The 12373-nt window shown below is 65.8% G+C and carries 11 protein-coding genes and 2 pseudogenes; 5 read left to right on the forward strand and 8 right to left on the reverse strand.

Annotated elements, in window-relative coordinates; all coding sequences use genetic code 11:
• Nucleotides 1-208: 208 nt before the first annotated feature.
• Complete coding sequence (locus ACWKSV_RS18350; RefSeq protein WP_018250473.1) at nt 209-2377, forward strand: catalase; 2169 nt, start codon at nt 209-211, stop codon at nt 2375-2377.
• 95 nt (nt 2378-2472) lie between these two features.
• On the opposite strand, the gene ACWKSV_RS18355 is transcribed toward ACWKSV_RS18350, so the two are convergent.
• From ACWKSV_RS18355 to ACWKSV_RS18370, 4 genes are read right to left on the reverse strand one after another with little or no spacing between them, the layout of a single operon-like run.
• Nucleotides 2473-3069: an SAM-dependent methyltransferase gene (locus ACWKSV_RS18355; RefSeq protein WP_010408767.1), complete on the reverse strand. Its 597-nt coding sequence runs from the start codon at nt 3067-3069 to the stop codon at nt 2473-2475.
• On the reverse strand, nt 3066-3683 hold the full coding sequence (locus tag ACWKSV_RS18360; protein ID WP_205499333.1) for a PIG-L deacetylase family protein: 618 nt from the start codon (nt 3681-3683) through the stop codon (nt 3066-3068). The genes ACWKSV_RS18355 and ACWKSV_RS18360 overlap by 4 nt, the downstream gene beginning before the upstream one ends.
• A gap of 32 nt (nt 3684-3715) precedes the next feature.
• Nucleotides 3716-4702, reverse strand: coding sequence for an acyl-CoA dehydrogenase family protein (locus ACWKSV_RS18365; protein ID WP_010408761.1), 987 nt, complete (start codon nt 4700-4702; stop codon nt 3716-3718).
• The gene (locus ACWKSV_RS18370) at nt 4699-5661 is read right to left on the reverse strand and encodes a glycosyltransferase family 2 protein (RefSeq protein WP_242417094.1); all 963 of its coding nucleotides are present in this window, start codon (nt 5659-5661) and stop codon (nt 4699-4701) included. Before ACWKSV_RS18370 ends, ACWKSV_RS18365 begins: the two co-directional genes overlap by 4 nt.
• 272 nt (nt 5662-5933) lie before the next feature.
• Between ACWKSV_RS18370 and ACWKSV_RS18375 the strand changes: the two genes are divergently transcribed.
• From ACWKSV_RS18375 to ACWKSV_RS18390, 4 genes and pseudogenes are all read left to right on the forward strand, one after another.
• The gene (locus ACWKSV_RS18375) at nt 5934-6035 is read left to right on the forward strand and encodes a peptidase associated/transthyretin-like domain-containing protein (protein WP_018250468.1); all 102 of its coding nucleotides are present in this window, start codon (nt 5934-5936) and stop codon (nt 6033-6035) included.
• Nucleotides 6036-6155: 120 nt separating this feature from the next.
• Nucleotides 6156-6314, forward strand: a pseudogene (locus ACWKSV_RS18380) (IS3 family transposase); the annotation flags it as partial.
• A gap of 67 nt (nt 6315-6381) precedes the next feature.
• Nucleotides 6382-7410, forward strand: a complete 1029-nt coding sequence (locus tag ACWKSV_RS18385; RefSeq protein WP_020493465.1) for an IS110 family RNA-guided transposase — start codon at nt 6382-6384, stop codon at nt 7408-7410.
• 204 nt (nt 7411-7614) lie between these two features.
• Nucleotides 7615-8280: pseudogene (locus tag ACWKSV_RS18390) on the forward strand (IS3 family transposase); the annotation flags it as partial.
• Between the two features lie 106 nt (nt 8281-8386).
• On the opposite strand, the gene ACWKSV_RS18395 reads toward ACWKSV_RS18390, so the two are convergent.
• From ACWKSV_RS18395 to ACWKSV_RS18410, 4 genes are all read right to left on the reverse strand, one after another.
• Nucleotides 8387-8869 carry a c-type cytochrome gene (locus tag ACWKSV_RS18395; RefSeq protein ID WP_058734567.1) on the reverse strand — a complete coding sequence of 161 codons (483 nt, stop codon included), beginning with the start codon at nt 8867-8869 and terminating at the stop codon, nt 8387-8389.
• A gap of 12 nt (nt 8870-8881) precedes the next feature.
• Nucleotides 8882-10117 (reverse strand): molybdopterin-dependent oxidoreductase, encoded by a 1236-nt coding sequence (locus ACWKSV_RS18400; protein WP_093008089.1) that lies wholly within the window; start codon nt 10115-10117, stop codon nt 8882-8884.
• Between the two features lie 89 nt (nt 10118-10206).
• Nucleotides 10207-11358, reverse strand: a complete 1152-nt coding sequence (locus tag ACWKSV_RS18405; protein ID WP_093008091.1) for a TDT family transporter — start codon at nt 11356-11358, stop codon at nt 10207-10209.
• Complete coding sequence (locus ACWKSV_RS18410) at nt 11355-12227, reverse strand: LysR family transcriptional regulator (protein ID WP_058733710.1); 873 nt, start codon at nt 12225-12227, stop codon at nt 11355-11357. Before ACWKSV_RS18410 ends, ACWKSV_RS18405 begins: the two co-directional genes overlap by 4 nt.
• Nucleotides 12228-12373 lie beyond the last annotated feature (146 nt).

The raw sequence follows: 12373 nt of genomic DNA on the forward strand, positions 1-12373 counted from the left end.
CCAGGACCAAGGAAGCCGCAGTCGGGTTCCGCGCAGCCATGAACACTTACGTTGCCGAGCCCGCGCCTGTCGTCCGAACCGGCGACCATGCTCGACTGACATAACTTGATTTCGGTCCTCCGGGTCGGTTCCCAGTCGCTACAAAGATTTATGCCTCGCATCGCCGTGGCGCTGGTGGCATTAAGGGCATGATCGGAGGATTACGTCCATGGCACGCAAGAGCATCAAAAGCGACGCGGTGAAACTCAAGGGCGAGACGGCCAAGAAGGCACCGCCGCTGCCGGCGGGTGCCGACCAGCCGACGAACTATGCCGAGCAGCAGGGCCATGGCGGCGAAACCCGCCAGACGACCTCGGACGCGGCACTTACCATGACCACGCAGCAGGGCATCCCGATCGCGGACGCCCAGAACAGTCTCAAGGCGGGTCTGCGGGGCCCCACGCTGCTCGAGGACTTCATCCTCCGCGAAAAGATCTTCCATTTCGATCACGAGCGCATCCCGGAGCGCGTCGTCCACGCACGCGGCTATGGCGCGCACGGCGTGTTCGAGCTGACCGACAGTCTGGCCGACTACACCCGCGCCGACGTGCTGAGCACGGTCGGGCAGCAGACGGAGGTGTTCGTCCGCTTCTCAACGGTAGCGGGCAACAAGGGCTCGCGCGATCTGGCGCGCGACGTGCGCGGCTTCGCCGTCAAGATGTACACGAAGCAGGGCAACTGGGACATCGTCGGCAACAACATCCCGGTGTTCTTCATCCAGGATGCCATCAAGTTCCCCGATCTGGTCCATGCGGCTAAGCAGGAGCCCGACCGGGCGTTCCCCCAGGCGCAAACCGCACACGACAATTTCTGGGATTTCGCCAGCCTCACCCCGGAAGCCTGGCACATGATCATGTGGATCATGTCCGATCGCACGATCCCCCGCTCCTTCCGCACGATGGAGGGCTTCGGCGTCCACAGCTTCCGCCTGGTGAACGCGGAAGGCAGGTCGACCTTCGTCAAGTTCCACTGGAAGCCGCGCCAGGGGCTCCAGTCGGTGCTGTGGAACGAAGCGGTCAAGATCAGCGGCGCCGATCCCGACTATCATCGCCGCGATCTCTGGGAGGCGATCGAGAGCGGTGACTTCCCGCAATGGGATCTCGGCGTCCAGCTGTTCGATCAGGAAACCGCCGACAAGCTTCCCTTCGACCATCTCGACTCGACCAAGCTCATCCCCGAGGAGGACGTGCCGGTCCGCATCGTCGGTACGCTCACGCTTAATCGCAACGTCGACAACTTCTTCGCCGAAACCGAGCAGGTCGCCTACTGCACGCAGAACATCGTGCCGGGCATCGACTTCAGTGACGACCCGCTGCTGCACGGCCGCAACTTCTCCTATCTCGATACCCAGCTGAAGCGGCTCGGCAGCCCGAACTTCACCCACCTGCCGATCAATGCCCCGCGCTGTCCGGTGATGAACTTCCAGCAGGACGGCCACATGGCGATGCGCAATCCGAAGGGGCGCGTGAACTATGAGCCGAACAGCTGGGGCGCGGAAGGCGGTCCGCGCGAGAACGCGGAGATCGGCTTCACCAGCTTCCCCGCCGAGGTTCAGGGGACTAAGCAGCGGGTTCGGTCCGAAACCTTTGCCGATCATTACAGCCAGGCGCGGCAGTTCTATCTCAGCCAGCAGCCGATCGAGCAGAAGCACATCGGCGACGCGCTGGTGTTCGAGCTGTCGAAGGTAGATCGTGTCGACATCCGGGCCCGGGCGGTCAGCCACCTGCGCAACATCGACGAGGATCTCGCCGCTACCGTCGCGGACGGGCTCGGCCTTGACCTGCCGGACGCCGCCAAGGCGGCCAAGCCGACGCTAGACCTGCCGACATCGTCGGCGCTCTCGATCGTCGCCAACGGCCCGGCGAATTTCGCCGGGCGAAAGATGGGCCTGCTGCTGACCGATGGGTCGAGCGCCGAGCTGTTCAATGCGCTGACGAAGGCGCTGGAAGCCGAAGGCGCGGTCTGGGAGGTGGTCGCGCCGAAGATCGGCGGGGTCACGCTCGACGACGGCACCAAGGTCGCGGCCAAGCAGAAGATCGACGGCGGACCTTCGGTCCTGTTCGATGCCGTCGCGGTGCTCCCGTCCGAGGAGGGGGTTGCGATGCTCGCCAAGGATGCGGCCTCCAAGGACTTCGTGGCGGACGCGTTCGGCCACTGCAAGTTCATCGGCTACACCGATGCAGCCGCCACGTTGTTCGACGCTTCTCGGGTGCCGGAGCTTGACGATGGCTTCGTAGCCCTAAGCAAGAGCAAGGACGTCAAGGCGTTCGTCACGACCTGTCGTGACCTCAGGTTCTGGGCTCGGGAGATGAAGGTCGATCTCGACGCGGCGGCCTGACGACCCTGGCGGGAGCGGCAGGTGGACGTCCTGCCGCTCCACTTAACGGCAAGCCTCATATCGCACGGACGTGGGACGTGCTGCCTCGCTCGCGTTCAAGGGGATCGGGGCACACCGTCGGCGCGGGCCGCGGTGACGACCCAGCGGCGGGTGCGGCGCACGGTGCGAACCGTCCAACGACGCCCGGTCTCTGCGAGGAACCGGGCGTGGATTCCTGCCGCGTGCTGGGCGAAGTCGTAGTAGTCGATCCTGTGGTGCGCGAGCACGATGGTGCCGTCTCCCCGCAGGCGAGCGGCCATCTCACGCGCAACCCGGGCCATCTCTCGCGCTGAGAGGTAATACAGGATCTCGGCGATCACGATCACGTCATAGACGAGACGTGGCGGTCGACCGGGGAGCACGAGCAGCGATGCGCACGCACGAGGCCAGGCCGCGACGGCGCGTGCCGTCAGGTCGACCCCCTCCCTCGTGCCCTCGGTCGCATCGAGGCACAACGCCATCCTCGCGATCGCGGCACTGTTGGATCCGTTGCCGCTGGCCAGCTCCAGCACCCGTCCGACCGGTCGGTGACCTATCGCGTGCAGGATCGCGGCACGCTTCACCGCCTCGTCACGGGCGGTGAAGGTGCGCCAGGGATCGTCGTCGCCGGCGAACTTGGCGGCGAACCCGGCAAGATCGATCGGGCTCGTCACTTCGAACCCGGCCGGTAGCGCTCGACCGGACGAGCAAAGGCCGCAAGCTCGTGTCTCGCGATCGTGAAGCCTGCTGGATCATCGGAAACGGCGCCGAGCTGCGTCCGGTAGACGCGGATCAGCGACCGCTTAACCGGAACTCCTCCGGGCACAGCGATGCGCCATGCCGGTCCGGACCTGTCCGGGCGAGGCGGCCACACGCGGTAGGTCAGCCGACCGGCGCCACCCGGGCATCGGGCGACGGCCGCTGCTACGGCGCGGTGATCGGGATGGTCGTCATCGCAGGCCGGTCCGACGATGAGATCGAGATCCCGGCATCGTGCGACCTGGCGGCGCAGCGCGCGATAACAGCGTCCCGGGATCGAGGGCAACTGGCCATCGGGCAAATTGAGGAACGAGACGTCGCCAGCAACGATGCCGAGACGACGTAGCGCATGAAGGCTCTCACGCTGGCGCGCCGCGACCAGTCGCGCTCTCGGCCATTGTCGGCTGCCCCGGTGAGACGCGGCACCATCGGTCACGACCGCAACCCGGACCCGAGCTCCATGGCGGCGAAGCCGCGCAATGAGGCCTGCCGCGCCGATGACCTCGTCATCCGGGTGCGGGGCGATCACCAGCGCGACACGTACGTTTCGCAGCGGGATCCTCACAGAATGGGGTCGAGGATGTGCTCGGCGACAGCCTGGCCGACGCGAAAGCGATGCGCGTCGGGCGCAGGCTGGCGCAGGTACACCATGAGATCGGCGATCTTTGCCGCCAGCGGATGCGATAGGAACAATCCCTGCAGCCCCACCGCCTCCTGCGCGATCGTCAGGGCGCGCTCGGCAGAGCCGGCGATCGATAGCCGCGCAGCGGACACCCGGGCGAGGCGTTCCGCATCCGTCCCGCTGAACCAGGCGCCCGCCGTGTCGCGGATGCTCGCCGCTGCACCCTGGGCAAGCAGGAACAGGTCGGCGAGGCGCGATGCCTGGAACGGATCGGAAGCGCGCTCGTGGGTGGTCAGGTGGTCACGCACTGCATCGAGCAGGCCGGCGATGCCCCCGGCATGAACCGCGGCGAAGCGCAGCGCGCCTCCGCTGAAGAACGGCTCCCGCGCATAGCTGCCGGGCTCGCCGATACGGCCGTCTTCACGGATCACAGAGCCGGACCAGCGCACCAGATGTGTCTCCGAGCGCTGCATGCCGATCGTCTGCCACCACTCCCGATCGATGGCAGGCGGATCGGCATCCAGGTCGAGCAGGAGCAGCTGCGGCCCGCGTTCGCTATCCGCGGTTACCAGCGCGTGAGTCAGTATCCCCGCCCCCGATGCATAGCCCTTGCCGCCGGTCAGCCGTCCGCCGGTAAGCACCAGCGACTCACCCGGCAGGCCCGCATTCCACACACCCAGCATCGCTCCCGCAGCGATCCGCGCCCGCAACGCAGCGACCTGGGACGACGTGCCGTATCGAAACACGATTTGCACCGCATCGACATGCCCCTCCAGCAGGCGCCCGATGGGGAGATCCCGGCGTCCCGCAGCGTAAAGAGGGCGGAGCAGGTCCAGATATGCCTCGGGCGTCGTCGGATCGCCGGCGGGGTCGGTCACCCACCCTGCCGCGACGATCGCATGGCGCAGAGCTTTGGTCGTCGTCATACCGCCTGCTCGCAAAGCTGGTGCTCGAGCGTTGCCAGGGCATGCTCGGCCTCGGCGAGGGTGACGTCGGGTATATCGGGCAGCGCCGGCACGACACGCATGGCGAACGCCTCTGCGTTGGGGCAGTCGCGCGCGACGCCGATCACATGGTCACCGGTCAATCCGATACGGTCGCCGAAGCGAGCTGCGACAAAGGAATCGGGGAGCCCGGCCCAAATGCGGCGCGCCTCCGCCTGCTGTCGGTATTGCCATGCCGCCCCTCGGGGATGCGGCATTGAGGGTGCCCCGTGATGGTCGATGGCAGTGAGCGCAGCCGCCATGCCGCCCGGCGCCCGGCCGAGCCTCCGTGAGGAGGTCGCAACCACCATGCCGGGATCGCGGCGCACGCGAAACCCGGCGCGCCCGGCATCGTCGAGCAGGGCGGCGTCCTCGCCGCATGGCACCGGCTGGAAGCCACCCAGCGCCTGATAGGCTCCGGGTCGGAAGGCCATGTTGGCGCCTCCCGAGCAGTGGGAGCCGGTCGGACTGTCCCACGGAACGGGGTCGACCGATCGTCGGTAGGCGTGAAGCCGATCGAGGTAGCGCTCGACCCTCCCCTGCACCGGATCCCGCTCCGCTGCGATCCGGACGATTCGCCCGGCGACAAGGTCGGCCGAGGCCAGGCCCTGCAGTGCCGCCCTGACCCAATCGGCACGGGGCTGGCTGTCGGCGTCGGTCGTCAGGAGAATACCGTGGGGCGTGCTCGCCGCATGATGCAGGCCGAGGGCGATGGCGGCCCGGCGTGCACGACCGGCATTGGCATCAGGGGACGGGTCTCCCTGAGCCACCGTGAACGGAAGGGCCATGCGACCAGCATGCTCGAGTATTACCTGCTCGCTCGCATCCGAGCAATTATCAAGGAGGAAGAACACGGCAGCCTCGACGTCGCCCAGGTCCAGTCGCTCGATCGCCTCCAGCAACTTCGGTAACGCAGTCTCCTCGTTGCGGACCGGAACACAGATCGCAGCTGACACAGGTCGCAACGGCACCCCCACCATCGGTTTCGCAGGACCGGCGACCCTGCCTTGCAGGACTGTAGGTGATAAACGCCGGTTTCGATAGCTGCTCGCGGTGATGCAAGATGCCAGATCGTCATGCAGGACTATAGGTTTGCCCGGTTTCAACCGAGATATCGGCGTCGGGTAGGTAGCCGTCGAAGTTCGCGCCGCGCACCTACAAGCTGCTGTTCGACATGGCAGGCTACCCGGATGCGAAGGCGGTGCCATTCTTCCCCGAGATCGATCCCGTGTTCCGCGTCACCGACCCTGCCGCGCACTACCATGTGCCGGTCTGAGCTGCCCCCTTCTGAGTGGTCCATCGACTATTACAGTCTGGACCAAGGAAGGGACGACGAATGCCTGCGAAGAAGCACAAGCCCGAGGAGATTATCGGGAAGCTACGTGAGGTTGAGATCATGCTGGGTCAGCACCGGTCGACGCAGCGCAAGGTGCCGTTCGGGGCAGATGACGAAGAGGCGCTGACCGAGGATATCATCGCCCTTGCCAGGCAGTACGGGCGCTACGGCTATCGCCGGGTGACGGCGCTGCTGCATGCGGCGGGTTGGTCGGTGAACCACATGGCGTAATCAGGAGCGGTGCTCGTTGGGATAGCCTGTCGTCCCCTGAAGAGGAGGACGGAAGATGACCTGCTATGTTGGCCTAGATGTGTCGATGAAGGAGACCGCGATCTGCGTCGTGGACGAAACGGGCGATCGCATATGGGACGGTAAGTCGCGAACGGACCCGGACGCTATTGCGGCCGTGCTGGCGCGGAGGGCCGCAGGAGCCGTGAGGATCGGTATCGAGACGGGCCCGATGACCGTGTGGTTGTGGCACGCATTGACCGAGCGAGAGCTGCCGGTGGTGTGTCTTCATGCCAGGCATGCTGCGGCAGCGCTGAAGCTGCAGATGAACAAGACGGACCGCAACGACGCGTTTGGGTTGGCACGGCTGGTCCGCTCGGGCTGGTACCGGCCGGTCGCTGTTCGCTCGATGGATACGCACCGGTTGCGTGCGCTCCTGATCACGCGAGACCAGCTGGTCGGCATGAGCACCGCGCTCATCAACAAGATACGCGGCCTGGCGAAGACTTTCGGCATTCTGGTCGGACCCGGGAAGGGTGGCACCTTCGAACGTCAGGTCCGGGCAACGCTGCCGGACGATCCGGTGGTCGCCGCACTGTTCGAGAGCCTACTGGCGATGCTGAGCACATTGCGGGAGCAACAGCTTGCCATTGCCAAGCAGCTCGCCCGGGTTGCCCGGCAAAGCGGCGCCTGCCGCTTGATGATGACGATGCCCGGCGTCGGACCGCTGACGGCCGTCAGCTTCATGACCACCATCGAGGATCCTCACCGGTTCCGACGCTCGCAGGATGTCGGCGCCTATCTCGGTCTCACTCCGCGTCGCTACCAGTCGGGCGAGGTCGACATCAACGGCCGCATCTCCAAGTGCGGAGATCGTCTCACCCGCAAGCTGCTGTTCGAAGCGGCCAATGTCATGCTGTCGCGGACCTCGCAGGCGTCGGCGCTGAAGGACTGGGCTGCCGCCATCGGCCGGAGATCGGGCTTCTGGAAGGCGCGCGTTGCGCTGGCCCGCAAGCTGGCGGTGATCCTCCACCGGATGTGGATCGACGGGCGAGGCTTTGACCCAAAGGTGACTGCCATGGCCTGATATCTGCTTTCCGAGCTGCCGCCCCGCCAGGGTGCGGCCACGGCCATCTCGTGACCCGCTTCGTGACCATCTGGAACACGGGAACCACATCGAGAGGCCGGCGATCTGGCGCCATGCTGAGGCTGGACCCGTCCTGACCTCGAAGACGACAACGATGCGCAAAAGAAGATCGACTACGAGCACCTTGGCAAACGGCTTGACCGATTAGACGATAAACGGGTGGAACGGATCTGGCGACGCGAGGGGCTGAAGGTGCCGCAGCGCCAGCCGAAACGCGGCCGGTTATGGCTGAACGATGGCTCGTGCATCCGGTTGCGGCCGGAGTATCCGGGGCATGTCTGGGCTTACGACTTCGTCGAGGAACGCACCCATGACGGACGCAAGTTCCGCATCCTTACCATTATCGACGAGGCGAGCAGGGAGTGCCTGGCACTCGTCGTCGCGCGCCAGCTCAAACACGAAGACGTACTGGCAGCGCTGGCCGAGTTGTTCATCGAGCGTGGTCCGCCCGCGCATATCAGGTCGGACAATGGCAGCGAGTTCATCGCCGCCGCCGTCCAGACCTGGCTCAGGCAGATCGGCGTGAAGACGCTCTACATCGCCCCGGGCTCGCCATGGGAGAACGGCTACAACGAGAGCTTCAACGGCTCGCTGCGGGATGAGCTGCTGAACGGCGAGATCTTCTACACCCTCGCTGAAGCCAGGGTGCTGATCGAGGCGTGGCGGCGTCACTACAACACTGTCCGACCGCACAGCAGCCTCGGCTATCGACCACCCGCCCCGGAAGCGGCGACACCGCCATTGCCGGCCTCCGGTTCCGCTTCGCTCCACCTCCGACCGGCAATGGCGGCGGAGACGACAATGCACTAACTATCAACCCGGACCACCCGGTGGGGGCTGCTCATAATCACCACTCCTCGGCGGTCACCCCCTTTCCCTCAAACGATGGTATTTCGGGATTATGGAAGTAGATCGGTTAGCCGGTTCCACCTGAGACATCAGGAGCCACTTTGGGGTCTGGGTCCTGCGCCTTGCCGGTCGCGGGTGCCACCTTCTGGCTCGGCATAGCGGTGAGATAAGCAACGATCGCATCAACGTCCTTCTCGGCCACCGGCGCCTTGTACACCTCACGCATCTTGGTGACGGTCGCCTTCCACTGGTCCGCCGATAGCGCAGGCTGGGTCAGCGCCATGCTGGCCGAGTGGCACGAGGTGCAGTTGGCGTTGATAACGTCGGCGTGCGGGCCGTCGGGATAGGTCGCGTCGTCGACCGGCAGGTCAACGCTAGTTGAGGCAAGCGAAAAGCCGCGCGCCGACACGCTGGCGGGCGGCGCCGGCTCGGACGTCTCGGATATCGGAACGGGCGCCTTGCGGCTGCTCGGCGCGCCGATCGAGACGAGGATGATGCCGGTCAGGCCGATCAGGCCAGCGGCCAGCACGCCGGGGGAGAGGGTCTTCATGCTACTCGCTCCTCAAGCCGCGATGATGGTGGTGGTCTCAATGTTGCCGCGCATGAACCCGCCCGGGTTCCAGATCGGCTTCATCGGCTGGGCGACGCCGTTGGTATTCCAGCAGCGCACCATGATGGGGTTGGGCCCGCGTCGCAGCGGCACGCGACCATCCCAGCGCCGGAAGCTGTACCTGCCCTCGTCCGCGCCGAGCGTCGTCCTGTACCAGGTGCGGCCACCGTCCGACGACACATCGACCTTGGCGACGCCGCAATCGCCGCCCATCGCGATCCCGCCGACCGGGATCGATGCCTCATAGGCTATCGTCTGGCCATCGGGCAGGCTGGTCATCCAGCTGCGCGGGATCATGCGGTTGATGGGGACAGTCGGGAAGTCTCTGGCGCCGGGCGCGACATTCGCGCCCGGCGTCGCGGGGATCTTGTAGGCCTTGGCCATCCAATACTGGTCGTCAGGGCCGGGCAGTACCTCGATCGCGTTCAGCATCTTGACCCAATAGGTCGAGTACCAGCCCGGCACGATCAGCCGGCAGGGAAAGCCATTGAGGAGCGGCAGCTGCTCGCCGTTCATGCCGAAGGCGATCATCACTTCGCCGTCGCGGGCATGGTCGATGTCGAGCGCCTTCTCAAAGTCAGGGGCGCCCGCCACGACCGGTTGATCGAGCGCACCGAAGCGCACCTGCACCGCGCCTGTCTTGACCCCGGCGAGGTCGAGCACGTCGCGCAGGCGCACACCGAGCCATTTGGCATTGCCCATCGCGCCGTTGCCCCATTGCGCGCCGGCAACACGTGGCTGGAACAGCCCACGGCTGTTTCCCGAGCATTGGTTGACCGCCGCCATCTCGACCCGCGGCAGGCGCAGCAGCTGGGCGAGGCTGATCGACAGCGGTCGGTTGACGTGGCCGAAGACGTTGAGGCGGAAAGTCTCGACATCGATCGAGGTCGGGATGTCGGCCCAGTGCCAGCGGACGAAGAACTGGTCGTTGGGCGTGAACACCGACTTGTCGAACACGTCCATCGGCGTTTCCAGCAAAGGCGGATGGACACGCTGGAGGATCATGCTGCCCTTGCCGGGAAAGGCGCTGGTCATCGGCCGTTCGGCATTGCCGCCAGGCAGCTTCAGGTCGACGAGCTGCTGTGCCAGCGCAGGTGCTGCGGCAAGGCCGGCGCTGCCGAGCGCGGCATGCCTAAGAAAGCGGCGACGGCTGGTCTCACTCGCCAGCCCGGCGTCGAAATTGTCCATGACAAGGCTCTCCTGTGGCCAGCCACGCTGGCGGATCGAAGGGGCGTTCTGCAAGTGATCGAACCGACTGATCCGATCACCACGGCGGATCAGTTCGGGGTGGCGATGCAGGGCGAGACGAACAGGTTGCCCCGCCATGCGCCAGCCAGCGTCTTGGCACCGACCAGCAGCCACATCGCCGCAAGCGCGACTGTCAGCACCGTGCCAGCTATGCCGAAGAAGCCGAGGTTCAGCGTCGTGCCGAGGCGGAAGGTGGCGACGGTGTAGACGCCGAGCGGAAAGGTATAGCCCCACCAGCCCAGGTTGAACGGCACACCAGCGCGCCAGTAGCGGATGGTGATAAGCGTCGCGAGCGCCAGCCACCACAGGCCGAAACCCCACAGGCAGAGTCCGGCGACAACGCCGATCCCTTGAGCGACGCTACCGACATCGGCCAACCCGTGCGCCGCGAGGATCGCCGGCGCATCTGCCCCGAGCACCAGCATGCCCAGAGCACCCGTGCCGATCGGCCCCAGCGCCAGCCAGGAGGATGCCGCCATGCTTTCATGCGGCAACTTATGGAGTGCCATGCGCAGGATGAGGATGGCGAGGATGCCAAACGCGACCGGCACCGAATAGGCCCACAGCACATAGGAGGTCGCAAGCGTGACTAGCTGCGCGTGGGGATCGGCCAGATGCGGCGCGAGCAGCCCGCCGCTGGCACCCGCCACTTCGGCAGCGACGACCGGCAGCAGCCATACCGCGGTCATGCCGTCCAGGCTATGCTCGTGGCGGGTGAACATCAGGTACGGGATCAGCACGCCGCAGGCGAGCGACATGGCGACGTCGATCCACCACAAGACCTGCGCGACCGGTACGATGCCATTCCCGAACCGCGCGATGCCGAAGGCGAGGCAGCCGTTGATGATTGTCGCCAGCCCCATCGGGATGGTCCCGATGAACATTGACACGGTGTTGTGCCCGAAGATGCGCCGCGCCTCATGCCCGAACATCACCCAGCGCGCGCCATAGAGGCCGGCGAACAGCGCGAAGAGTGCGATGTTGAAGAACCACAACACCTCGCCGAATGGCTTCAGCGAGGGTCCAATGCCGGGTACCTGCGGCAGTGCGAGCGCGAGGATGCCCGTGCCCATCGTCGCGGCGAACCAGTTGGGCGTGAACTGGCGGATCATCTCGCGGGGGTGATCGAGCCGGCTGAGCGGCTTGAGGCCGCTCAGAACGGAGTGCGTGTCGGCAGTCATGCGACCTGCTCCTTGATGAGGTCCGTCAGCGCGTCGGCCGCGCGGGTGCGATAGCGTTCCTTGTGGCGCAGCGCGTGAAAGGCGCGGTCGGGCAGCCCGAGCGGCAGCTCGACAAGGTCACCGGCCTTGAGCGCACGAGCTACGACCAATCGCGACAAGACGGCAACGCCGGCACCGGCCTCGACCGCGGTACGCACCGCCTCGTTGGACGGCAGCGTCATCGCTATCGTCAGCTGGGCCGGATCAAACCCGCGCGTTCGCAGCACGTCCTCGAAGGTCGAGCGCGTACCGGATCCCAGCTCACGGACGATCCAGCGTTCAGTGCGCAGCCAGGCCTCGTCGACACGTTCGGCGTCCTCGCGGCCGACCAGCACCATCGGATCACGCCCGACAGTCCAGTGGGCGAGTGCCGGTTCGTCCACCTCGCCCTCGACAAAGCCGAGTTCCGCCGCGCCGCTCAGGACCTGCGCTGCCGCACCTTCGGTGTTGTCGATCGCGAGCTCAACCGCGATCTGCGGGTGGCGTTCGTGGAAGGCGGCGAGCTTTGCCGGCAACCAGTAGCTCGCGATCGTCTGGCTGGCGACGATCCGCAATGAACCACGGGCAAGCCCGGCATAGTCCGCCAGCATCGTCTCGGCATGCGCTGCCCGCCCCAGCACCGCGCGCGCTTCCTCCAGAAAGCCGCGGCCTGCTTCGGTCAGCTGGATGCCACGCCCGACGCGGTGAAACAGAGGAACCCCGTAGCGCGCTTCGAGGGCAGCAATCGCGCCGGAGGCAGCAGACTGCGTGACGTTCAGCACCTCCGCTGCCTTGGTGACGTGTTCGCGCTCCGCGACACCGACGAATATTCTGAGCTGCTCCAGGGTCATGCAGCTTATATCGCGCAATCTGATCGATACGACCAACCGTTTGATCTGCTCATTCCAATCTGGATATCGGAACGATCGGCAGCCTTTCGTCTGTGATGGTCTTGAAGACTTGAAGCGATCCGCGTGCCCGCGGCGTTTGTTCGTCC

Source organism: Sphingomonas sp. SphC10, from assembly GCF_057004845.1.